At 43.6% G+C, this 23,140-nt stretch carries 21 protein-coding genes; all 21 read right to left on the reverse strand.

Annotated elements, in window-relative coordinates; all coding sequences use genetic code 11:
* Position 1 precedes the first annotated feature (1 nt).
* The 21 genes from ACYVLS_RS04080 to ACYVLS_RS04180 all read right to left on the reverse strand — a co-directional run bounded on the left by ACYVLS_RS04080 (position 2) and on the right by ACYVLS_RS04180 (position 23,085).
* The gene (locus tag ACYVLS_RS04080; protein ID WP_460321515.1) at positions 2-3,628 is read right to left on the reverse strand and encodes a PD-(D/E)XK nuclease family protein; all 3,627 of its coding nucleotides are present in this window, start codon (positions 3,626-3,628) and stop codon (positions 2-4) included.
* Positions 3,629-3,709: 81 nt separating this feature from the next.
* Entirely contained in the window at positions 3,710-4,936 is a 1,227-nt protein-coding gene (gene pepT, locus ACYVLS_RS04085; RefSeq protein ID WP_460321517.1) for a peptidase T, read from the reverse strand.
* A 14-nt stretch (positions 4,937-4,950) separates the two neighbouring features.
* On the reverse strand, positions 4,951-6,081 hold the full coding sequence (locus tag ACYVLS_RS04090) for a Nif3-like dinuclear metal center hexameric protein (protein ID WP_460321520.1): 1,131 nt from the start codon (positions 6,079-6,081) through the stop codon (positions 4,951-4,953).
* Entirely contained in the window at positions 6,078-6,779 is a 702-nt protein-coding gene (locus ACYVLS_RS04095; protein WP_460321522.1) for a tRNA (adenine(22)-N(1))-methyltransferase, read from the reverse strand. Before ACYVLS_RS04095 ends, ACYVLS_RS04090 begins: the two co-directional genes overlap by 4 nt.
* Before the next feature lie 353 nt (positions 6,780-7,132).
* Entirely contained in the window at positions 7,133-7,654 is a 522-nt protein-coding gene (locus tag ACYVLS_RS04100; protein ID WP_460321525.1) for a hypothetical protein, read from the reverse strand.
* Between the two features lie 249 nt (positions 7,655-7,903).
* Positions 7,904-8,521 (reverse strand): 50S ribosomal protein L25, encoded by a 618-nt coding sequence (locus ACYVLS_RS04105; RefSeq protein ID WP_460321527.1) that lies wholly within the window; start codon positions 8,519-8,521, stop codon positions 7,904-7,906.
* A gap of 190 nt (positions 8,522-8,711) precedes the next feature.
* A complete protein-coding gene (gene rpoD, locus ACYVLS_RS04110) occupies positions 8,712-9,845 on the reverse strand; it encodes an RNA polymerase sigma factor RpoD (RefSeq protein ID WP_460321529.1) in 1,134 nt (377 codons plus the stop codon).
* A 26-nt stretch (positions 9,846-9,871) separates the two neighbouring features.
* A complete protein-coding gene (gene dnaG / locus ACYVLS_RS04115) occupies positions 9,872-11,740 on the reverse strand; it encodes a DNA primase (RefSeq protein WP_460321532.1) in 1,869 nt (622 codons plus the stop codon).
* Positions 11,741-12,335: 595 nt separating this feature from the next.
* Positions 12,336-12,908, reverse strand: coding sequence for a hypothetical protein (locus tag ACYVLS_RS04120; protein WP_460321534.1), 573 nt, complete (start codon positions 12,906-12,908; stop codon positions 12,336-12,338).
* Between the two features lie 70 nt (positions 12,909-12,978).
* Positions 12,979-13,491 (reverse strand): 3H domain-containing protein, encoded by a 513-nt coding sequence (locus ACYVLS_RS04125; RefSeq protein WP_460321536.1) that lies wholly within the window; start codon positions 13,489-13,491, stop codon positions 12,979-12,981.
* A gap of 28 nt (positions 13,492-13,519) precedes the next feature.
* Positions 13,520-15,232, reverse strand: a complete 1,713-nt coding sequence (locus ACYVLS_RS04130; RefSeq protein ID WP_460321538.1) for an ABC transporter ATP-binding protein — start codon at positions 15,230-15,232, stop codon at positions 13,520-13,522.
* Between the two features lie 83 nt (positions 15,233-15,315).
* Positions 15,316-17,400, reverse strand: coding sequence for a glycine--tRNA ligase subunit beta (glyS, locus tag ACYVLS_RS04135; protein WP_460321541.1), 2,085 nt, complete (start codon positions 17,398-17,400; stop codon positions 15,316-15,318).
* Positions 17,401-18,330 carry a glycine--tRNA ligase subunit alpha gene (gene glyQ, locus ACYVLS_RS04140; protein ID WP_460321544.1) on the reverse strand — a complete coding sequence of 310 codons (930 nt, stop codon included), beginning with the start codon at positions 18,328-18,330 and terminating at the stop codon, positions 17,401-17,403.
* A 48-nt stretch (positions 18,331-18,378) separates the two neighbouring features.
* Positions 18,379-18,564: a hypothetical protein gene (locus ACYVLS_RS04145; protein WP_460321546.1), complete on the reverse strand. Its 186-nt coding sequence runs from the start codon at positions 18,562-18,564 to the stop codon at positions 18,379-18,381.
* A gap of 56 nt (positions 18,565-18,620) precedes the next feature.
* Positions 18,621-19,133 (reverse strand): hypothetical protein, encoded by a 513-nt coding sequence (locus ACYVLS_RS04150; RefSeq protein WP_460321549.1) that lies wholly within the window; start codon positions 19,131-19,133, stop codon positions 18,621-18,623.
* Positions 19,134-19,910 carry a DNA repair protein RecO gene (recO, locus tag ACYVLS_RS04155; protein ID WP_460321552.1) on the reverse strand — a complete coding sequence of 259 codons (777 nt, stop codon included), beginning with the start codon at positions 19,908-19,910 and terminating at the stop codon, positions 19,134-19,136.
* Between the two features lie 21 nt (positions 19,911-19,931).
* On the reverse strand, positions 19,932-20,846 hold the full coding sequence (gene era, locus ACYVLS_RS04160; RefSeq protein ID WP_460321554.1) for a GTPase Era: 915 nt from the start codon (positions 20,844-20,846) through the stop codon (positions 19,932-19,934).
* Positions 20,843-21,247, reverse strand: coding sequence for a cytidine deaminase (locus ACYVLS_RS04165; protein ID WP_460321556.1), 405 nt, complete (start codon positions 21,245-21,247; stop codon positions 20,843-20,845). Before ACYVLS_RS04165 ends, era begins: the two co-directional genes overlap by 4 nt.
* 15 nt (positions 21,248-21,262) lie before the next feature.
* Positions 21,263-21,658: a diacylglycerol kinase family protein gene (locus tag ACYVLS_RS04170; RefSeq protein ID WP_460321559.1), complete on the reverse strand. Its 396-nt coding sequence runs from the start codon at positions 21,656-21,658 to the stop codon at positions 21,263-21,265.
* Entirely contained in the window at positions 21,642-22,115 is a 474-nt protein-coding gene (ybeY, locus tag ACYVLS_RS04175; protein ID WP_460321562.1) for an rRNA maturation RNase YbeY, read from the reverse strand. The genes ACYVLS_RS04170 and ybeY overlap by 17 nt, the downstream gene beginning before the upstream one ends.
* Positions 22,096-23,085: a PhoH family protein gene (locus ACYVLS_RS04180; RefSeq protein ID WP_460321565.1), complete on the reverse strand. Its 990-nt coding sequence runs from the start codon at positions 23,083-23,085 to the stop codon at positions 22,096-22,098. Before ACYVLS_RS04180 ends, ybeY begins: the two co-directional genes overlap by 20 nt.
* Positions 23,086-23,140 lie beyond the last annotated feature (55 nt).

A 23,140-nucleotide genomic window follows, 5' to 3' on the forward strand; every position in this document is an offset into this window, starting at 1 on the left:
ATTAGTCTTCTGCTCCTTTACTACTTAAATCAGTGTATTTGGCTTTCAGTTTTTCAATCAGATCTTCCTGTGATTTGATGTCTCCCAGATTTCGATAATTGTTCTGATTATCCGGCAGCAATACATCAAACTGTGAAATCGGATGATAGGCTCCTCCGACAGACGGTGTAAATCGTTTCTTGTCGTAAATCGGCGACAAGGTATTTTCACCGGATACAATACGGTTTCCAGCCTCACGGATTTTTTCGCGGTTATGTTTCAATAGTAAATCGAGATCCTCAAGCGTAATGAGCTTGCCTTCAATCTGTTTACGGGTTTTGACGTACTTCAATGGATAGACAAGCGACGGCGATTGATCAGGCAGCAGTAAGTCCATCTGTTCAATCAAGTCGTCTTCTTTTAAAACAAGTCCACTTAATTTAAAGGCGCTGAGCCAGACATCCAGCCATTCTTTTTTCGATAAATCTTTCGCTTTTAAAACTGGGTTTGTGATATGAGCGTAGAAAGCACCTGCCGGCTTAGCTTTTTCTCCTAAAAGTTCTTCGGAGTGCTCAACCGCTGTGTCCAGATAGGTGAGCATCTGCATCATCAATCCGTGGTAGATATCATCAAATTCAAGTTTCTTGCTGCTGGATTTATAGTCAACGACACTCAAGTATAAGCCCTTATCTGTTTTCACCGTATCCAGACGGTCGATTTTTCCTCTGACATGGAGAGTTCCACCAGTGTTCAGTGGCAATGTCAGGCCTGGGACGCCTTGTTTTGAGCCGAGGCGTCCAAAGAGGACTTCTGATTTTTTAGCCTGCATGTTTGTACGTTTGCCTTGAACAGACAAGGCCTTGACCATCTGTTCAATTGTATCACTCAACTGTTTTCTGATGAACCGCATGCGATTAGACATAGACAGCAGTTTGAACTTGTTTTGACCGTATAATGTCTGGAGTACTTCATCTGTGACTTCTTTCAGTTCGTCGCTGGACAATTTGTCGACCGATGAATTTCTGGCGACGATAGTTCTGAAAACAGTATCCAAGGCATCATGGAAAAAGGTACCCGTTTCAGCTGGAGTCAGTTCCTGGATTGCTCGCTCTCTTAGCTTGAGTCCATACTGCAAAAAGTGGCTGTAGGGATCGAGATAAAAACTTTCCAGTTGTGAGACAGATAAATATAGGTCCTTACCGTAAAGTTCTTCGGCCAGCGCTTCAGGTATACGTTTGGGGATGTTACTGTACTCTAAGCTTTTCAGAATCCTCTGCTCTTCTTCTGTGGCTGAGCCTTTTAAATAGTGATAAAGCTTCAGCCAGAACGTGCTGGGCTGCAGTTTATTATCCAGCCTGTCCCTTAATATAGTAACCAGCTGACCAGCTGATTGTCTTCTCGAACCGATGAAATCCAGAATATCATGATTTTCTGCTTTTAACAGAGAAGCGGCATCTGCTTTTTTCTTCAAGAGTGGTATATCAAGATCTTTCACCAGTCTGTCGACATATGGACTGATACGGTTGTCTCCAGAGCCATCATTTGAAACAGGGTAACTCAAAATCAACTTTTCAGAAGCATTCATGAATGCCAAGTATGCTGCAAAAGGTTCTGAAGCCAGTCGGCCGGAAGTTGCAGGTCGCAAATACTTGTCTTCCGGCAACAAATTCTGCAGTAAGTCTCTGTCCTCATCCGTCAAAATCGAATCGTTTTCTGCAGGCATGGGCAGTTGCGTATCGGTCAAACCTAGAATAAAGACCACTTTTTTACAGCTCGGTCGGGTTTTGTCAAAGGTCGTAAATTGAATCTGGTCAATACTCGGTGGCACGATACTATAGGTTGCCTGATCAAAGCCGGTCTCGAGTATGGAAAGAAAGGAGTCACTGTCCCATGCTTCATCACCCAGTACATCGACGAATTCATCAAGGAGCTGCATAAATGTCTGCCAGACCTGTTCGTGTTTGCGTGCTTCTTCCAGCTCGCCGGTTTCTAGAGCCCAGTCCCGCCAGTTCAGCAGCTGTTCATTAACATGCTGTCTGTCTAGAAATTGATACAGTATACGAGCAGCATCTCGGTTGGTCTCGGCATTATTTAACCTTTTAAAGAATGGCAGGATTGCCTGCTGCACTGCGGACTTCGCATCATTTGCCTGTTTCTGAATAAGCTTATCTGCGTCCAGCTGCTCATCCATCTCTTCCAGATGAAAACGGGCATAAATCCATTCATCTTCTTTGACCCAGTCAGAGCCTTCATATCCATAGGCAAGCATGACATTTTCAAGCGTGTCTATGGACGAGCGCCAGTTCAGTGTCAAGTTATGCCAGAAATAGAGTTTGTCTTCCTGACGCTTGGGAATTTGGCTGTCATCCGAAAGCGGAATAAAGAGCTCGGTTCGTAGAAACCGCATGACATCTTCATAGCGGAAATAGCGCTTGTTCATCAGCAGTAGACTTTGAATCATTTCAACTAAAGCATGGTTCGCCATTTTATCAGCCTGATCGATAAAGAGAGGCAAGTCGTTTTCGGCAAATGTGGATTCCATCAAAAGCTTGTAATCATCTATATGGCGGGAGACAACGAGAATGTCTTTATAGCGATAGTTTTGTAATGCAACCATATTGTTTATAGTGGTTGCTGTATGCAACACTTCCGCCTGACGGCTCTCTGCTTCTCTCACTTCGATGCATTCCGACACATTTTTAGGATAGCTGTCTTTTGATTTAGGAGTCAGTTCAAAGGTGTCTGACCAGTAAGGTTCAAAGGCGTTCAGCGCGTTGCACCGCTCATCTGAGGGGTCGTTGTATACGTCATCAAATAAAACCGGTATATTACGGTTCAGTGCTTCCTTGTAAAGACGGTGGTAGGTCAGTGCTGTCTGATAAAAGAAGTCAGTCAGCTCCGGCATCGCATCCGTCTGTTTTTTATCAAGTACTAAAGAGACTTTAACCTCTTGGGAAAATTGAGCCATGTGCAGAATCAGTTCCTGTTCCTGAGCTGAAAACTGATGGAAATGATCGATCACAATCGTAGTCCGAGAGAGGTCTCTCTGGCCAACTTCTTCAATCAGCGCTTCAATGACATCTTCTCTTTCGATATATTTTCCTTCAAGGTCTGTCAGAAAAGCATGGTAAAGCAGACGGATATCGTTTAATTTTAATGACAAGTCTCGTCCTGTATCTTTTAAGTTCAATGCATCAACGGCGGCATCCTCAAGGTCACTTGGCAGAACGCGTCCGGTTCGGAGTTCCATGAACAGCTCGGTCACTTTTTCGACAAAGCCCTGCTGCTGACTTTCTCCTCTAAATAAGGTCAAATTTTCTTCGTTTTCTCTCAGTATGCGTCGCATCAGCATCGATAGTCCTGTTTCTGTCAGCTGAGACCTGCTGAATAAAGCCGTATCCTGAAGAAAGTACCAGGCCAATCGACTGAAACTGAACACCTGCAGCTGCATCATGCCTGCTAGACGGGAACTATCTGACTGGCTTTTAATATGGTTTAAAAGAGACATTTCAGACTCGAATTTCATGTGATCCGGAACGATATAAAAAACCTGATCCTGGTTATCTTGCTTGATTTTTTCAATCATCTGTTCATACAGTCCGGATTTCTTGTCCGTATGTACGCGACCCAGTATAAATTGTAAGCTCATCGTGTGCTCCTTCCTTGAATAGATAAAAAAGAGTAAAAGAAAGGAAAGAAAGTTTGTCTGACCCTCTTCCCTCCATATTAATTATTCTGCAGCTAGTTTTGCTATTTCTATGAGTACATCGGTTGCTTTTTCCATGCTTTCAACAGCAACGAATTCGTAGCGTCCATGGAAGTTTTCTCCTCCGGCAAAGATATTCGGCGTCGGCAGACCCATAAAGGAGATCTTAGAGCCGTCCGTTCCTCCACGGATAGGTTTGATGTCCGGTTCAATAGACAGGCGGCGCATTGCTTTATCAGCCAGTTCAACGGAACGCATATCTTTTTCGATAACTTCCCGCATGTTGTAGTACTGGTCAGTCATCTTGAGTGAGACGCGCTCTTCATCGAATGAGGCATTCAGCTTATCAGCCACTCCCTGTATCTGTTTCTTTTTCGCTTCAAATTCTTCTCTGTCGTGATCGCGAATAATGTAGCTCATATGCGCTTCATCCACTGTTCCTGCTATCGATAGCAGGTGGAAAAAGCCTTCTCGTCCTTCTGTCTTTTCAGGTACTTGTTCCTGCGGCAGCTCATTGTCAAAAGCCGTAGCCAGTTTTAAGGCGTTAATCATTTTATCTTTTGCTGTACCCGGGTGCACATTCTTTCCTTTAATATGGATGTCTGCACCTGCAGCATTGAAGCTTTCATATTCCAGTTCGCCAATTGGTCCACCGTCAATCGTATAAGCAAAATCTGCTTTAAAATGGTCCACATCGAAACGGTCAGCACCCACGCCGATTTCTTCATCCGGTCCGAAGGCAACACGAATAGTTCCATGCTCGACTTCAGGATGAGCCAGCAAGTATTCCATGGCACTGAAAATTTCAACAATGCCTGATTTGTCATCTGACCCCAGCAGCGTTGTGCCGTCTGTCGTGATTAAAGTCTGCCCGACATAGTTGTTCAGATTAGGAAAGTCTGCGGGTGACAAACGTATGTCCTGCTCTTCGTTTAAAACAATCGTCTTGCCATCGTAATTCTCGTGAATTTGCGGAGAGACGTTTTTAGAATTAAAATCAGCTGTGTCCATATGAGCGATGTAGCCAATTACCGGCACATCTTTATCCGTGTTGGCAGGCAAAGTGGCAGTCACAAAGCCGTTAGCTTCATTATATTCAATTTCGCTCATGCCGATGTCTTCCAGATCTTTCATCAGACGCTTGGCAAAGTCTACCTGTTTCTGTGTTGAAGGCACTGTTGTGCTTGCCGCATCAGATTGTGTATCAATTTTAACGTATGTTAGAAAGCGTGTAAGTAAATTCTCGTACATATTATCCCATCCTTTTATTTAAAATATGTGAATACATCTGTTTGTGTCTGTGTTTCAATTATTTCCAGTCCCCAGCCGTTAGCTTCAGCCTGCTTATTTAGTCGGCTCGCCAGTTCCGGTACACAAATGGCTTCCATATAGTGCCCGGCATCAATAAAGTCAAGCCCGTCACGCAGCATGTCCTGAGCCCCGTGATAGCTGATATCTCCAGTGATATACAGGGTGGCACCTTTCTTCAAAGCATCCCGGTAGTATTTTTCGCCTGAACCGCCAAATACTGCGATTTTTTTATGGGTTTTCGTGTCGTCGACTGAGCCATAACGCACGCCGTCAACTGAAAAAGTCTTTTGTACTTTTTCCGCCATCTCAGCTGTAGTCACTTCACTCTCAGCATACCCAACTCGCCCGAAGCCGAAACGATCGGTCTGATGTTCAAGGTTATACAAGTCAAATACCGGCTCTTCATAGGGATGAGCCGCCTTGAGCGCCTCTACTGACCGGTAGACATCCTTGTTTTTCAGAAGCACTTCTATGCGCTGTTCATGAATCACTTCTTCTTTTCCGATTTCTCCCTCTGCTGGGTTGGCACCTTCTTGTGGAGTAAAGCGTCCATAACCTTCGAGTGTGTAGGATACATCCTTGTAATCGCCGATTTCTCCGGCTCCCGCTTCGTGAAGGGCACTTCTGACCTTTTCTGAAGCATAGTCAGGTACATAGACTGCAAGCTTTTTATATCCCTGGCTGGTATTTTCTGAAACTATTTCGCGTTCGTCGGCCTTTAACCCAATACGGTCAGCCAGCCAGTCATTCAAGCCGTCATCAGCTGCGTCAAGGTTGGTGTGCGCTGAATAAACGGCTATATCTGACTTCAGCAGTTCGATGTAATCACGGCGTCTAGAATCCTCACTGTTCAAAGTTTTCAGTGACTTGAAAATGGCCGGATGATGGGTAATCAGCAAATCGACGCGTTTGTCCTTGGCTTCTTTAATGGTCTGCTTGTCAACGTCCAGAGCGACAAGAACTTTTCTGACAAGCTGATTGCCTGAGCCGAACGATAGACCAATTGGATCCCAGTCTTCTGCCAGTTCCGGTGGGGCAAGTTTGTCCATGACCTGCATGATGTCTTTAACTGTTACATCGCTCATTCAATCATCTCCTCTATAAGCTCAATTGCTTCTTTTAATCGGGTGATTTTTTCTTCGTCAGGTTGCTTGGACTGTCTGACCTGATTTAAAATAAAAGTATAAGTTTTTAACTGCTGTTGCCATTTCTTCGTGAAGACATCTGATTTTTCTTTCATCAAAAACGGACCGAAAAACAGCTCTTTCTTGGAATAGGTCACTGGACTGTCAGAAGGCACAGCTTTGATAATTTCATAAATCTTGTCGTTTTCACTGAGTATGTGTTCACCGACTATTTCATACTGATTAGCCATCAGAAACTCTCGTACCGTTTCCTCAAATACATTTGGCTGCAAAATCAATGTTTCCCGACCTGTCAGTCGGTTATTCTTCTGTCCACTTTCCAGAATTTCACGAATCAGTGCACCACCCATACCGGCAATCACCACTGTATCGATAGCATCGGACGTTTTAATGACATCCAGGCCGTCGCCGAGACGGACTTCAACTTTGTCTTTCAGTCCTCTATGGCTTACTTCTTTTAACGCATTTTTAAAAGGCCCTTTGACGACTTCACCCGCTACCGCGAACTCAATAATGCCGCGGTCAGCTAAGTAACACGGCAGATAAGCATGGTCGGAACCGACATCCGCCAGTCGGGAACCTTGTTCTACATAATCAGCGACTGTTGTTAGACGCTGTGATAAATTTTCTGAATTCATAGTCCACCTCACTCATATTTACCTATTCATTTTACCAGTTTTAGCACAGGATTGAAAAGCTTATATGTCTTATAATTCTATCCATCATGACAGGAATGGATTATTGTGTTGAGGTATATTTAAACGGAAGTTAATCGTACTTCACGAGCTTAAAATGTGGCGAAGGATGATTAAACTAGAGTTAATCATTCTTCGCGACAACTTAATCGGATGAGGAATGATTATCGGCATAATCATTCCTGCACAAGCTTTAAATAATAAAAGAGTTAAGGTTAAATTCAGTATTTTTCAATAAAAAACCTGCAGAGGGCTTATCCATCTGCAGGCACGTCACTTTTATTCTGTTTTTACAATTAGTTTTTAAAGTTATCCTTGTCGCGTTCGCGGTCATACTCGCGTCCGTCTGTCAGAGGGTCATCAGGATTGGTTGTGGTGCGGTTAGAGTTCAAGAGGGCATCTGATGAGTTATAGTCCTCCAGGTTCTTTCCTTCCGCATTCTCAACAGCGATAACGTATTTGCCATCAGCCAGATCGTCACGGTAGGGATAAAGGATGTCGTCATCCGGATTGTAGTGATCACCTTTTTTCTCTTCATCGTGATCATAGGAATCTGATGTAAAGGCATCTTTTACCTTATCCCAGAGGTTGCGGTCATCACGGTCATTATCTCCGCCTGCATCACGTGGAGTATCATCGCGTCTGTCGTCTCCAGTGGCCACGTCGACTGCCTCATGGTCTCCTAAAGTCTGCGGATCATTAGCATAGACAATAATGTCCTGTTTCTGATAACCGTCGTTGTGCAGGCGGTCGACTACATTTAATGCCTCATCACGGGTATTGTAACTTCCTAGAACTTTGCGATTACTCTTATTCATTCTATTACCTCCTGTTTTGATGTGTGACACTTATTTATGACGTCTATGTTCATTATAGTAACTACACCAGTTTAACACCACCAAAACGCTTTGGAATAAAGATAAAAATAACATCATTTAAATTTCTTTTGTTAATCAGACGGTTAATATATCTTATTGGTGATGGTGGTTAAAGAAAATTAGGATAAAAGAAAACACCGGACTAGCCACGCTTTAATAGCATGCAGTCCGGTGTCAATTAATTCAGAATTATTCTGCTGAATCTTCTTCGTCTTCACCAATAACTTCTGGTTCAGGCATTTCGTCAGTTTCTTCAGCTGGCTCTTCTTCGATTTGAGGAGCAGATACAGATACAACTGTAGACTCTTCATCAGTCAGAAGTTCAACGCCTTCGCCAAGCTCAATGTCAGATACGTGCACAGTGTCGCCAATTTCAAGACCTGAAACGTCGATTGTGTATTCTGAAGGAGCATCAGCAGGTGCGATGTTTACTTCGATTTCGTTGATTGACTGAGATACGATACCTTCGTCAATTTCTTCTTCACCAGATACGAATACTGGAATAGACATGTGTACTTTTTGTCCTTTAGTAAAGGCAAGTAAGTCTACGTGGTATACGATTGGCTTGATTGCAGCGTTAGCCTGGTCTTTAACGAAGACCTGGTAAGTTTCGCCGTCAACATCAATGTCGAATACTCCGTTAGAACCGACTTCTTTGATTACGTTTTCGAATTCTTTTCTGTTGATTAATACAGAAATAGTTTCAACTTCTTTTCCGTAAATAGCTGCAGGGATTTTACCCTCTACACGTGCTTTTTTTGAAGCGGATGTTCCTGTTTCTGTTCGTTTCGTTGCTGATAATTTCATCTGATTATTCACCTTCCACAATTTTATTTTAAGTAACTAGCATACGTCATTACTGAACAAGCCAGAAATTAGTATACCAAAAATGTGACGACAATGCAAAGAAAAGCGACAAGAACTTTTACTTTACAGTTCTTTTTCGGCTTTTCCCTGCTGACTGCCGTCGATTTAACTGGTTACGACTTCGACTGGTTTATTCAAGAAAGTCTTTTAACTGCTTGGAACGGCTCGGGTGACGCAATTTACGGAGAGCCTTCGCTTCAATTTGGCGAATACGCTCACGGGTAACGCCGAACACTTTTCCGACATCTTCAAGTGTACGCTGACGACCGTCATCCAGTCCAAAGCGCAGACGCAGAACATTTTCTTCACGGTCTGTTAAAGTATCCAGCACATCTTCCAGCTCACTCTTCAAGAGTTCATAAGCGGCATTGTCGGAAGGACTCGTTGCGTCATTGTCTTCAATGAAGTCACCTAGATGAGAGTCATCTTCTTCACCGATAGGCGTTTCAAGGGAAACAGGTTCCTGAGATATTTTTAGAATATCACGGACTTTTTCAGTCGGCAGATCCATTTCCGCACCAATTTCTTCCGGTGTCGGTTCACGGCCTAAGTCCTGCAGGAGCTGTCTTTGAATACGGACAAGCTTGTTGATGGTTTCAACCATGTGTACCGGAATACGAATCGTACGCGCCTGGTCGGCAATCGCACGGGTAATGGCCTGTCTAATCCACCAGGTTGCATAGGTAGAGAATTTGAATCCTTTTTCATAATCAAATTTTTCTACAGCTTTCATCAAGCCCATGTTTCCTTCCTGAATCAAGTCAAGGAAGCTCATGCCTCGCCCGACGTAACGCTTGGCAATGGAAACAACCAGTCGCAGGTTGGCTTCTGCCAGTTCCTGTTTAGCTAGAACATCGCCTTCTTCGATTCGTTTAGCCAGTGCGATTTCTTCATCTGCTTTAAGCAGGTCTACACGACCGATTTCTTTCAGGTACATACGCACAGGGTCATTGATTTTAACTCCAGGAGGGGCAATCATTTCTTCTTTCTTAGCTTCTTCAGCTGCGTCTTCTTCCTTGCTCAGCTGTTTTGCCAATGGATTACCATCATCATCAACAACACCGATACCTTCATCTTCAAACTTCTGAATCAGATCTTCCATCTGTTCTTTTTCCAGCTCGAAAGGTTCAGCTAACTTGTCTGTCAGTTCAATATAAGAAACGGTCTGCTTCTTTTCTTTTTTTAAACTTTTAATGTAGCGAACCACTGCCAGTTCATATTTTTCATCCGGCTTCTGGGTACTCTTTTTTGTATTCTTTGCCATATAATGACATGCCTCCTGATTAATCTTTATTTGCTTTGCATTTGTTTAATTAAATTAATGATTTCAAAACTCAATGATTGCTGTTTAGCTTTGTCACCGCTGCGTTCCGCCTCTTTCAGTGCGGCTTTTTTCTCGTTCAAGCGGTTTTCAATAGGCTGTCGGTCTACAATCACTGACAAGTAATCCTCTATTTCGCCATTGGCTACCTCGTCTCCTAAATTGATCCAGGCTATTTCAGACGCCTTGCTTTTCAGACGGTCATCTGGAAGAAAGTCGATAAAGGCCTGAACGGATGGGTAATCGTGCGAGTGATAGTATTCATCATAGAGTATATATAAGAGCTGCCTGTCCTGATCCGAAAATACGAGATCTTTATCGAGCGATTGAATGGTCGACCAGACATCCTCGTGCGTGAACAGCCGGTGAAGCAGGGCTTTTTCAGCTCGTGACAGCGCCGTTTCTTTCGGCCGATTCTGCTGCACGACAATCGTCTGAGCAGGTTCTTCCGGTACATGCTGTGCTTCTTTGCGCTTCTCCTGTCGTCTCTCGTTTTGCTTTTGAACAATGAAGGTATGCAGCTGTTCTTTTAACGCATCTGTAGACAAATCGAATTCATCACTCAGCTGATTGATATACAGCTCTCTTTCCACTGCCGAAGAGACGCGTGCAAGTTCCTGAAGAACGAGTTCAATGTACTTCAGTCGCTCGCTTTCGTTTTTCAGATTAAAGTCTTTCCGATGATACTTGATTAGAAAACTGGTTAACGTATCTCTCCCATGAGTGAGGAAGTCTTTAAAGGCCTCTTTCCCTCTGGACTGAATAAAGTCATCCGGATCGAGATTTTCAGGAAAAGTTGCGATATCTACCGTGAAGTGCGTCTCTTTCAAAATAAAGTCCGCCGCACGTTTAGTCGCTTCCAGACCGGCATTATCCCCGTCATAGGCAATAACTACATGGTCTGTTACTTTATCAAGTACATGAATCTGCTCTTCGGTCAGGCTGGTTCCCATCGTGGCGATTCCATTCTTGACGCCTGCTTCCCAAGCGGATATGACATCCATAAAGCCTTCAAACAAAATCACTTCGCCTTCTCTTCTCACAAAGGCACGCGCCTTGTCGTAGTTGAAGACGATTTTACGCTTATTGAACAAAACAGTTTCCGGACTGTTCATGTATTTGGCGGTCCGGTGATGATTTGCTTCTTGGTCCTGTTGAAACGCACGGCCTGAAAAAGCAACCGTCTGTCCTTTGGCATTTGTAATAGGGAACAAAACACGGTTACTGAAGCGATCGACAAAGGTGTTGTCATCCCTGTCCGAAAACAGACCGGACTGCTTGAGAACGTCCGGGTCATCCAGTTTTTCATTTTCGAGATAAAGCTTCAGCGCCTGCCTCTGCGGTGGAGAAAAACCGATTTTAAAGGTCTCAATACTTTCTTTGGACATGCCTCTATCAATCAGGTACTGATAAGCGGCTTCTCCGGCTTTCGTATTAACCAGAATGTGATGATAAAAATGCTGCGCTTTATCATACACATTTAATAGTTTGCCCTGCAGTGTATCCGCAGCTGGTTTCGACTGTCTCGCTGCTTCAAAGACACTCTCATCTACAGATATATCAGCAAGCTCAGCTGTTTTCCCGACCGATTCAGCAAAGGTCAGCCCTTCCATCTCCTGGAGAAAACTGAAGACATTTCCGCCTCGACCGCAGCTGAAGCAGTGGTAAATCTGCTTTTTCTCGCTGACTGAGAAAGAAGGTGTCTTGTCATCATGGAACGGACAGGAAGCAAAATAGTTTTGTCCTGATTTTCTTAACTGAAGGTACTGGGAGATTATCTGAACAATATCTGTCTGTTCCCGAATGGTGTTGATTGTTTCTTCAGGTATTCTGCTCACTCGTCATCCCCCTTCACTCATGTGAACTTGTACAAAGGATAGACACACTATCCCTATAATAATTAAAGTTAAGTATACCAAAATCATCTGAAATTGTAAATGAAAGCACGCCACAATAGTCAGTTCTCTTATCTTAACAAATTGGTACGTTCTGCTCAATACAGACAAATTTATATGTTGACTAGTTAGTATACGTTTGATTTATTCAATTAGTTATTTAAATAAGTCCACTCGCAACAGTTGTCCCTTTTCCTCCCAAAAATTCTAAGGTTATTTGTCAAACTTGTGCCGATTAGGGCATAATCGACACAAGTTTGCTTACATTCTAAAGAAACTTCTACCGATTAGCTGTTTTCGGCATAAGTCATTCTTTTTTTCTTCTAAAGTAATTCCGATTAGCGGCTATTCGAGACAAGTTTCTAACGAATCCTCTCTTTCTTGTCTCGAAAAATAATACACTATTCATCATATCATTGAAAATCATTATCAAAAAAACCACAGCTGAAGGCGACCTGTGCAGGTAGCTCAATCGACTGTGGTTTTTTTATACTAATATTTTAATAGAAAAGGTTTTGTAATCACTACTATTACAGCGTTATACCGTAACTTTCCTGGCAATCTGATTCATCCGCTTGCCTAAACTGTTCCAGATAAGCTGAGCGATGAAAAAATCGACCAGACTGTGAATGACTGTCCCTACTCCTACGAGCAAGAAGACTGCGTAGAAGAAGCCGTCCTGGTATTCCCCACCTGGTGCAAGACCGAAGAAAAACAGCGACACAACAGCGACTTCAGCCAAGGAGTGAATAATTGCAATCCATAAAGAGAAGACTTGACTGTGAACGGATGACGATAACACTTTTTCACGTCTGTTCTTCAGATATAGAGCTCCGATTAAGGCAAAGACCACGTGACTCATCGCGCGCATGGTAATGACAATCGGAAAGCCGGCCAGTAGAAAGCCTACAGCTGATCCGAGTGAAACAAAAACGGCTATGCTGGGGGCCAGGAACATGGCGAAAAAGATTGGGACGTGACTTGCCAGTGTAAATGACGCCGGTTCAATAAGAACGCGGATGGGCATCACCATCGGAATAGCAATGGCAATCGCAGTTAACAAGGCTGTTAACGTCAGCCTGAACGTATTTGTCTTAGATATGGTAAACATCTCCTTTTAGTATGTATACAGGTGTCTTGACACCCTATAAGTATACCTTTAAATCAGGAGTTGTCAATATTTAATTGTAAATAAAACCTTTTTCCTTGAGCGCCTCAACGATTGTATCTATTCTTTCTTCTGACGGAGCTTTAATCGTGTGAGTATGCAGGCCATTAGTCAGTGTTGAGAGCAATGCTGAGGGGTTCTTTTCAATCTCGGCAATGAATTCGTCAGCTTCCAGTCGGCTGGAAATCATCAGGTTCCCTTGTATTACGCCATATACTGGATGCTCGACCGTTACATCGACTACCTCTCCGCCCAAGTCCACCACGGTATACAGTTCCGTTTGCGTGTCTTCTGGGCCATGCTGGCAGACCACTGATCGGCTGACGCCTTTATGAGTCGTCCCCTGTTTCACATACCCCTTTGGTGTCGATATGATTTCTTCGCCGGCAGCTCGGAGAAGTGCAATATCCCCGACAATAACTTGACGGCTGACATTGAATGTCGAAGCAAGTGAACGGGCAACAATCGCTTCATCCGAGTCACTGAGCATATCCTTTATGGCCTGGCGTCTTTCTTCTGCTTCCATGAATATTCCTCCAGTTCAAACGTAGTAATCAGGAAAATTGTGCGTCATACAATGCTTTATACGCCCCTTTTTTATCAATCAATTCATCGTGACTGCCTTCTTCTTCGATGCCATTTTCAGAAACCACGACAATTCTGTCAGCATTTTTAATCGTAGCCAGTCTGTGAGCGATGATTAAAGTAGTGCGGCCTTTTGACAAGGAATCAAGAGCTTCCTGGATGGCCTGCTCGGTTTCGGTATCGAGAGCAGATGTTGCCTCATCCAAAATGAGAATCGGCGGATTTTTAAGAAACATACGGGCAATAGATAAGCGCTGCTTTTGACCACCCGAGAGTTTCACGCCTCTTTCACCGATGACCGTGTTTAATCCTCTCGGCAGTCGCTTGACAACGTCTTCCAGATTGGCCATTTTTACTGCATTCAGCACGTCTTCATCTGTTGCATCCAGTTTACCATATAAAATATTTTCTTTAATAGTACCGGGGAATAAAAAGACATCCTGCTGGACTACCCCAATCTGTTCTCTGAGTGACTGAAGGGTAATCTCTCTGATATTTTTCCCGTCTACTGTAATACTGCCTGAATCAATTTCATAAAAACGCGGCAGCAAGTTACAGATTGTTGTCTTACCGGCTCCACTTGGCCCAACAAAAGCAATCGTTTCTCCTGCTTTGATAGAAAGAGAAATGTCTTCGAGAATTGTCTGATTTTCTTCGTAACTGAAGGACACCCCATCATACTCGATATCTCCCTTTAAGGATTCAACGTCTTCAGCATCCGGCGCATCCTTTATTTCAGGCTGAATACCCATCTCTTCGAGCAGACGCTTAAAGCCGGCGATTCCTTTCGGATAACTTTCAATCATGGTGTTCACTTTTTCAATCGGTCTGACAAAGACGTTGGCGAATAGAATAAAGGCCACTAAATCTCCGTAACTGATTTCTCCCTGAATGGTATAGTAAGCCCCGAAGAACAAGGCAAACAGACTGATTAGGCGCATGAGAAAGTAATTATAGGAATGACTGACTGCCATCATTTTATAAAAAAGGTATTTCGACTTTCGGTAAGCCGTATTGAGCTCGGCAAAGCGTTCATTTTCAAATTCCTGATTGGAAAAGGCCTGAACGACGCGAATGCCCCCAACAGAGGCTTCGATTCCGGCACTGAAGCCTGCCAAGTCATCATAAATACGTGTATTGACCTGTGTCATTTTCTTGTTGAAAAAGGCAACGGCCAGGGCGATAAAGGGTACAAGAACAAAAGTCATAATTGCCAGTGGAACATGGACACTCATCATTAATAGAAAGGCCCCTGTTAAAGTGAAAAGTGTGATGAAAACATCTTCGGGACCGTGGTGAGCAACTTCGGCAATTTCAAACAAATCGGAAGTGAGTCGGGTAATAAGCTTCCCTGTCTCCCGATTATCAAAATAGGAAAAAGACTGCTTTTGAAGGTGATCATATAAATCCCGGCGCATATCCGTTTCGATATTGGTACCGAGTTTATGCCCGTAATACGTGACGATAAAATGCAGAACAGTATTGATGGCATATATACCCAGCAGTCCGATGGAAACTAGAATAATCAGTGACCAGTCTCCTGTCGGCAAAATAGTATCGACAACCCGCTGAACCATGATAGGAAAAGCGAGTTCAAGCATGGCCACGACAATAGCGGCCGAAAAATCCAGTGTAAACAAAGCTTTGTACGGTTTATAGTAAGAAAAAAAGCGTTTCAGCATAACTCGTCTCCCCTTTTTGACATCCTGTATAGAAAAAAGGCAGCATGAAAACTGCCTTTTTTACTAACTTTATTTAATCTTATTTATTTAATAACCAGCTCGTTGAACTGAGCAAAATCAGCAGTAACGGAATCGATTCGCTTGAGCAAGGCCAGACGGTTTTGACGAGTGGTCTCATCATCGGTCATCACCATATTCGAATCAAAGAAGTCATCGATTAGTGGGTGCATATCTGCCAGTACAGACCATTTCTCTTTGACGGTCAGTCCATCTTCAAGCAAAGCTTCCATTTTCAGGACCGCTTCGTAAAGCGTTTTTTCTGATTCAGTTTCAAATAAGTGAGAGGCCACGTCTGTTTCGCTGTCAGCTTTTTCTGCAAGGTTTGAAACTCGCGTCAGTGATTCCACTACCCCTTTAAAGCGGGAAGCAGATTTCTCTTCAGCGAGAACGTTGGCCGTTTCAATAATGGTGTTCAAATCGTCTTGAGAAGAAGTCAAAACGGCTTTACGAACGTCATGGTCTTTATCCAGGCCGGCTTCCAGTGACAAGTACTGATCGACACGGTCTTTGATGAACTGAGTCACTGCCGCTTTCTTCTGAGCAATCGCCGCCTTCTGTTCAATAGACTCGGTCTCTTCGTTAATAGCATCAATCAGCCGACCGATAGACATCTTCACGTTAAAGGCTTCAATTATTCGCACAATGCCCATAGCTTGACGACGGAGTGCAAAGGGATCATTTGAACCGGATGGAATCATGTCGACAGCAAAGAAAGACAGCAGCGAATCGAGTTTGTCAGACAAGGACAAGACTGCGCCCAGTGTGGTTTGAGGAAGCGCCCCTTCCATGCTTTTCGGCAGATACTGTTCAGCCAGTGCGTCCGCTACTTGGTCCGTCTCGTTTCTTTCACGAGCAAATATCCCCGCAATGTCGCCCTGCAGAGAGGTGAACTCATTTACTGTCTGAGTCACCAGGTCAAATTTAGCAATCATGCCTGCACGTTCAATAGCATCGGCAGTCAATTCTGCCTGCTTGAAATAAGGCGCGACAATATGGGCTATCTTAGTTAGACGAACCTGCTTGTCGTAAAGTGAGCCAATTTTTTCATGGAAAGAAACATACTTTAGCTTCTCAACAAAAGCGTCAATCGATACAGCCTGATCTTCTTCGTAGAAAAATGCGGCATCTGCTAAACGTGCACTCAGGACCTTTTCATTTCCTTTACGCACCTGCTCGATAGCCTGGTCATTTCCGTTTCTGACTGCAATAAAGTAAGGCAGAAAGTCAGCTGACTCGTTATTCTGTCTGACTGGGAAGTAACGCTGGTGGTCAGCCATAGCTGTTTCCAGCACACTCTCCGGTACAGCTAAGAAAGTTTCGTCAAAAGAGCCGTAAAAGGCTGTCGGGTATTCTACTAGGTCAGTGACTTCTTCCAGTAAGGACTGATTATCCAGAGGGTTTTTCCAGCTGTTGGCTTCGCATAAGTCTGTAATCTGCTCTTTTATCAGATCCATACGCTTCGCTCGATCGGCAATGACCCATTCGTTTTCAAGTGCCTTCTGATAGTCATCCGCATGTGACAGTGTGATTGTTTCTCCTAAGAATCGGTGCCCTCTTGTTTCGTTCGAGGCCGTTACATTAAATAAGGATAACTCCACCACAGTATCATCAAGAAGAGCGACCAGCCAGTGGACCGGGCGAATATAACGGTAAGGGTGATTGCCCCATTTCATCGAAACGGCAAAAGGCAGCGACGTCAGTTTAGGCGACAGGTCTTTCACGATGTCGCTTGCTGATTTACCCGGAATATGCTTGTTGACGAAAAGGTAATCTTCCCCTTTAACTTCCTTAAAGACGCTGTCCTCAAGAGACGCTTTCTGTCCTTTAGTAAAACCGATGGCCGCTTTAGTCCAGTTGCCTTCTTCGTCCATGGCAATACGTTTGGCAGGGCCTTTAACGGATTCAGTGCGGTCAGCCTGTCCTTCAGCTAGTCCTTTAACCAGTACTGCCAGACGTCTAGGCGTACTGAATGCCTGTATTGAGTCAAAGGACAGAGTATTTTCGGTAAAATGGTCTGCGACGCGTTTTTCACATTCGTCCATCACACGTTTAAGGCCTTTAGCCGGCATGTCTTCTAGTCCAATTTCAAGTAAAAATGAATGGGTCATTTATTTCTCCTCCTTTTTGCCGTATTTTTCAATCCATTTGCCTGCTTCATTTGCGTCAAGTAGGGGGAAGGATAGTTTCGCTCGTTCAGATAAAAACGACTTGGCAATGAGACGCGCCATATGACGGATACGCTTCAGGTAATCCGGACGGTCGGTTGCCGACACGGCTCCGCGGGCATCCAGTAGGTTAAAGGCATGACTGCATTTTAATACATAGTCGTATGCCGGATGAGCAAGGTTGTTCTCAATTTGAGCGAGTGCTTCTTTTTCGAAGGCTGAAAACTGCGCGAATAAAAAGGCAGTATCACTGTGGTCAAAAGAATAGGCAGAATGCTCATATTCCGGCTGCTTGAAGATTTCACCGTATTTAACACCCGGTGCCCATTCAATTTCATAGACATCATCAACGTCCTGGATATAAGAAGCGAGTCGTTCCAGACCGTATGTGAGTTCACTGGTGACGGAGTCCACTTCCAATCCGCCTACTTGCTGGAAGTAAGTGAACTGAGTGACTTCCATTCCGTCAAGCCAGACTTCCCATCCTAAGCCGGCACAGCCAAGTGACGGATTTTCCCAGTTGTCTTCCACAAAACGGATATCATGTTTGAGTGGATCAATACCTAAAGCTTCCAGACTTTTCAGGTACAGTTCCTGAATGTTTTCCGGAGAAGGTTTCATCACCACCTGAAACTGGTGATGCTGGTATAGGCGGTTCGGGTTCTTACCATAACGGCCGTCTGCCGGACGACGGGAAGGCTCGACGTAAGCGGCATTCCACGGCTCCGGTCCAATCGCTCTTAAGAACGTATAGGGACTCATTGTACCAGCCCCTTTTTCAGTATCATAAGCCTGCATCAGCATGCACCCTTGTTCAGACCAGTACTGCTGAAGCGTTAAAATGATATCCTGAAATGTTTTAGCTTTTTCCATTCTGTTGCACTCCTTTATATTTGGTTCATTAGCAAAGAAAACTCGTCTCTATACTGACAGATTACCTCCATCAGTATAGGGACGAGTCTTCTCGCGGTTCCACCCTATTTCTGGCTTGTTGAATGCCAGCACTTTACAAAAAACACTCCAGATGCCTTTCAAAACAAGGTTTTCCATGGCTCTCACCTGCCCATGGTCGCTGAGTAAAACACTTATTTTTACTTCTTCTTTCATCGTGTCACTTTTCATTTTCTATCATACAATATTCACTTTAATTGTCAATCACTTTATCACTGCAGGGCTTCTGCCTGTTCAGCCAGTTTCACCTTAATATTCTGCTCAGCCAGCTTGTTCAGTACCGCTTCCTTGTTCTTCTTGTCAAAGGTCAGTTCTTTCTCATAACCACTGGCTTGACGCGTGTGAAAACGAAGTGTCAGCGAATCGGCATCTTCATCCATCACCCACTCTTTAGTGTGCTCAAATCGGTATTCTCTACTGATCATTGCCCGAAGCGCTGTGCCAATTTCATAAGGAATCACGCCTTTACTAGTAAAGCCTTTATTGAACTGAGAGAGATGAATAAACAAGGCTGCAGACAGTACGACAAGCCAGTCCAGTACTTGCAGATTTAAAAAGAAAAGCAACAGCAATAAGGCGACTAAAGCCACCGCCTGCGCCCTTTTATACTTGAAAAAAGCGGCTTTTCTCAGCGGTATCTGAATGCGCCGGTACTGGTAGAACTGATAGATAATACCTGCCCACATTAAGCTGATGATAATTAAGCGCCCAATGGTGTCAGTCATTTAATCATCCTCACGTTTCAGCATATTTTCCCATTCGTGCATCTTGTTGATGAATCGCTTGCTTTTCAGATTGAGTCCGACCATCTCATCATACAGCTGGTCAATAACCCGTCTGATGTCTTCTTTCGTCTCTTTTTTCAGCGCTATCGTATTGATCTTGTCAAAAGAAACCACTGAAAATAAGCGGATAAAATGAATCGCTCGAGGCGACGCATGATAACGCCGTTCATCCTCATGATAATGACGAGGGCACAGAAGACCATGAAATTTGCTCGAATAGTCAAATGGCCCCTCAGTCAGTCCACAGCGGACGCACCCTCTCAGTTCAGGCATGACACCAAAATAAGCCAAAAAGCGAATCTCAAAAATGGCCATAATGATTTCTGGATCTCGGTCTGTCTCGATGGCTTCCAGGCCATTAACCAGTTGGTGAAACACGTTTTGATCCACTTTGCGGTCATCAATCGCCGCATCAGCCAATTGACAAATATAGGTAGCGTAAGCATTCTTAAAAATATCAGTCTGAATACTGGCATAGGGCTGAACATTTTTTGCGTCCCTCATAAAACATAAGCCTTCCGACCGGACGTCTGCAATATAGGTCGCCCGTGCAAAAGGCTGAATCGCTGTCTTTAATTTAAAATTCGGGTTTTTAGTCCCTCTTACAAAAAACATCAGCTTCCCGTACTGCTCTGTAAACAGTTTGACGAGATAATCCCGCTCGCGGTGTTTACGGACAGACAGCACCAGCCCTTCAACTTCTTCTAACTGAGACACGCAGTCACCTTCTCTAACTGTTTAATATTCGTCTCTGTTATAGCCGTAATCGCGGAGGTGAGACTGTTTGTCGCGCCAATCGCTTTGTACCTTGACCCATAAGTCCAAGTAAATTTTATCACCTAAGAGCCGTTCAATATCACGACGGGCATTCATACCGATATCTTTCAGCATTTTACCCTGCTTGCCGATAATAATACCTTTTTGCGATTTACGCTCGACAATAATCGTCGCATTTACGACGACTTTTTCATTTTCCTCACGTTTCATGCTTTCGACTACGACAGCTACTGAATGAGGCACTTCTTCTCTAGTCCGCTCTAGTACTTTTTCACGGATGAGTTCCGATACGATAAAGTATTCCGGGTGGTCACTGACCTGATCTTCCGGATAAAATTGAGGCCCCTCTTTCAAATAAGAGCTGATGACTTCATGCAGACGTTCCACGTTGTTTCCTTCAGTAGCTGAAATCGGAATAATTTCAGCAAACTCCATCTGCTGGCGGTAATCTTCAATAATCGGCAGCAACTCGTCCGGGTGCACCTGATCAATTTTATTCAGAACCAAAAAGACCGGACTTTCAACGTACTGCAGTTTATCGATAATAAAATCATCACCAGGCCCGCGTTTTTCCGTCACGTTAACTAAGAACAAGACAACGTCCACTTCATTAAAGGTGCTTAAAGCTGTTTTAACCATAAAGTCACCCAGGCGATGTTTCGGTTTATGGATACCTGGCGTATCGATAAAGACAATTTGTTCATCTTTTGTCGTCAGCACACCTTGAATTTTATTACGCGTAGTCTGAGCTTTATCACTCATGATGGCGATTTTCTGACCGATAAAACGATTCAGAAGGGTCGATTTCCCTACGTTCGGTCGTCCAACGAGTGAGACGAATCCTGATTTAAACTGTGTTTCTTTGTTTGTATTCACACCATATCCTCCGATTGAAAAGCGCCGGGCAGCAGTTCTGACACTGTTGTTTCCTTGACTTTTCCTAAGTTATTTGTCAGCAGTACCGGCATGTCCGGTTCGCAGAATTCTACCATCACCTGTCTGCAGGCTCCGCAGGGTGAAATGGGCTCGTCAGTATTGCCTGTAATGACTAAGTAATCAAACTCTTTGTTACCTTCTGAAACGGCTTTAAAGAAAGCTGTTCGTTCTGCACAGTTTGACAGACCGTAGGATGCATTTTCGATATTGCAGCCAGAATAAACCTGTCCACCTTTTGTCAGCAAGGCAGCACCGACAGGGAATTTAGAATACGGAACGTAAGCCATGTTCAGCATGTCATTCGCTTTTGAGACTAATTCATTTTTTGTCTGTTCGTTCATTTATAATCGCCTCTTTTATGTTAGTAGTTGAATAATCTTAGGAAGGAGTATGATGGCTCCTACAATAATAGAAAAAGTAGCAGTAACCAGTACAACTGCTGCCGCCATGTCTTTTACTTTTTTTGCAATAGGATGGTACTCTTTCGTTACCAAATCCACTACATTTTCCACTACAGTATTAATCAGTTCCATTACAAACACCAGATAGGATACTAAAATGATCCAGAGCCATTCGGCACGCGTCATCGGTAGCAGCATGGCCAGGATGATTACGGTAGTGCCTGTCAGCACATGCACACGCATGTTTCGTTCTTCCTGAAAGGCTGTCTGAATACCTTTAAATGCGAATTTAAAGGAATCGCGGTATTTTCTATTTTTCTGTGGAATGTCTTCGCTATCTTTTAAGGCCATATTCTTTTAAAATCTCCTCTTGTAATGAAAACATCTTCTTTTCATCCTCGTCAGTCATATGGTCGTAACCATTCAAATGAAGAAAGCCGTGAACCATTAAAAAGCCTAGCTCCCGCTCTACAGAGTGTCCAAATTCTTCGGCTTGTTCAACAGCCTTGTCATAGGATATGAAAATATCACCCAAGTCTCTTGGTATGGTAATTCCATCAAGATCAAACTCTTTAAAGAGTTCCTGCTCATCGTCTTCAATTGCAAAACTGATGACATCAGTGACTTTATCCTTATCACGGTAGTCCCTGTTTATTTCTTTAATTTTCTCATTTGTGACAACCGTAATGGATACCTCCGCATTATCCTGCACAGTTAACTTTCTGGCAGCGACATTTAAAAGGTCTTCCATCCATTCAACCATATCTTCTGTTATTTTGCCTGTTTCATCATAAATGATTGTTTCCATACTCATCACTATCCGTTTCATTATCATATGCGCGAATAACCTTCGCTACTAGTGGGTGTCTAATAACATCTTCTGCTTCAAATTTAATATGAGCGATACCTTTAACCTCTGTCAGAACTCTTTCTGCATGAATCAAACCGCTGGTCGTTCGTTTGGGTAAATCGACCTGGGTAATATCTCCATTGATGACCATTTTTGAACCGAATCCCAAGCGGGTTAAGAACATTTTCATCTGCTGAACGGTTGTATTCTGTGCCTCATCAAGAATAATGAAGGCATCATCGAGTGTACGCCCTCTCATGTAAGCTAGAGGCGCTATTTCAATGGTTTCTCGCTCTATTAATCGGTTTGTATGCTCTGTTCCGAAAATGGCATAAAGGGCATCATATAGCGGTCTAAGGTAAGGATCTACCTTTTCCTTTAAATCGCCGGGTAAGAATCCCAGGTTTTCGCCGGCTTCAACTGCAGGACGCGTCAGGATAATCCGTTTGACGTCACCTTTTCGCATAGCTGCAACTGCCATGGCCACCGCTACAAATGTTTTTCCGGTTCCAGCTGGACCGATACCAAATACAATGTCGTTTTTCTTAATAGCCTCGACGTAGTTTCTCTGGCCGACATTTTTAACTCGGATAGGCTTATTATCCTTATCACGAGTAATCTCTTCTTCATACATGCGCACAAATTGAGAAAGTTTCCCTTGCTTAGCCATACGAACGGCTGTAATGACATCAGCTTTTTTAATCTTTATCCCTTTGTCATCCAAAGCCAGCAGCTGATTAAAGAAGCTCTGAATCATTTTGATGCGTTCAGGGCTGCCTTCTACTTCAAGCTGTGTTCCTCGACTGCTGATAGATACATCAAGTTCTTCCTCCAGCATGTCCAAATAACTGTTCTGTGGGCCAAATAGTGTAAATACACGTTCGGAATCTTCTAATTCAATCTGTTTTTTTATCGTCTGTTCAGTCAACCAGCTGACATCTCCTTTACGTTTAGCTGTTTCCTTAAATCATAGCATAAAATGA

The organism is Alkalibacterium psychrotolerans, from assembly GCF_054784355.1.

Excerpts from the sequence above, each read along its gene's own strand:
- ACYVLS_RS04080 (WP_460321515.1), bottom strand. The coding sequence starts at position 3,628 with ATGAGCTTACAATTTATACTGGGTCGCGTACATACGGACAAGAAATCC.
- pepT (WP_460321517.1), bottom strand. The coding sequence starts at position 4,936 with ATGTACGAGAATTTACTTACACGCTTTCTAACATACGTTAAAATTGAT.
- ACYVLS_RS04090 (WP_460321520.1), bottom strand. The coding sequence starts at position 6,081 with ATGAGCGATGTAACAGTTAAAGACATCATGCAGGTCATGGACAAACTT.
- ACYVLS_RS04095 (WP_460321522.1), bottom strand. The coding sequence starts at position 6,779 with ATGAATTCAGAAAATTTATCACAGCGTCTAACAACAGTCGCTGATTAT.
- ACYVLS_RS04100 (WP_460321525.1), bottom strand. The coding sequence starts at position 7,654 with ATGAATAAGAGTAATCGCAAAGTTCTAGGAAGTTACAATACCCGTGAT.
- ACYVLS_RS04105 (WP_460321527.1), bottom strand. The coding sequence starts at position 8,521 with ATGAAATTATCAGCAACGAAACGAACAGAAACAGGAACATCCGCTTCA.
- rpoD (WP_460321529.1), bottom strand. The coding sequence starts at position 9,845 with ATGGCAAAGAATACAAAAAAGAGTACCCAGAAGCCGGATGAAAAATAT.
- ACYVLS_RS04120 (WP_460321534.1), bottom strand. The coding sequence starts at position 12,908 with ATGTTTACCATATCTAAGACAAATACGTTCAGGCTGACGTTAACAGCC.
- ACYVLS_RS04125 (WP_460321536.1), bottom strand. The coding sequence starts at position 13,491 with ATGGAAGCAGAAGAAAGACGCCAGGCCATAAAGGATATGCTCAGTGAC.
- ACYVLS_RS04130 (WP_460321538.1), bottom strand. The coding sequence starts at position 15,232 with ATGCTGAAACGCTTTTTTTCTTACTATAAACCGTACAAAGCTTTGTTT.
- glyS (WP_460321541.1), bottom strand. The coding sequence starts at position 17,400 with ATGACCCATTCATTTTTACTTGAAATTGGACTAGAAGACATGCCGGCT.
- glyQ (WP_460321544.1), bottom strand. The coding sequence starts at position 18,330 with ATGGAAAAAGCTAAAACATTTCAGGATATCATTTTAACGCTTCAGCAG.
- ACYVLS_RS04145 (WP_460321546.1), bottom strand. The coding sequence starts at position 18,564 with ATGAAAGAAGAAGTAAAAATAAGTGTTTTACTCAGCGACCATGGGCAG.
- ACYVLS_RS04150 (WP_460321549.1), bottom strand. The coding sequence starts at position 19,133 with ATGACTGACACCATTGGGCGCTTAATTATCATCAGCTTAATGTGGGCA.
- ACYVLS_RS04165 (WP_460321556.1), bottom strand. The coding sequence starts at position 21,247 with ATGAACGAACAGACAAAAAATGAATTAGTCTCAAAAGCGAATGACATG.
- ACYVLS_RS04170 (WP_460321559.1), bottom strand. The coding sequence starts at position 21,658 with ATGGCCTTAAAAGATAGCGAAGACATTCCACAGAAAAATAGAAAATAC.
- ybeY (WP_460321562.1), bottom strand. The coding sequence starts at position 22,115 with ATGGAAACAATCATTTATGATGAAACAGGCAAAATAACAGAAGATATG.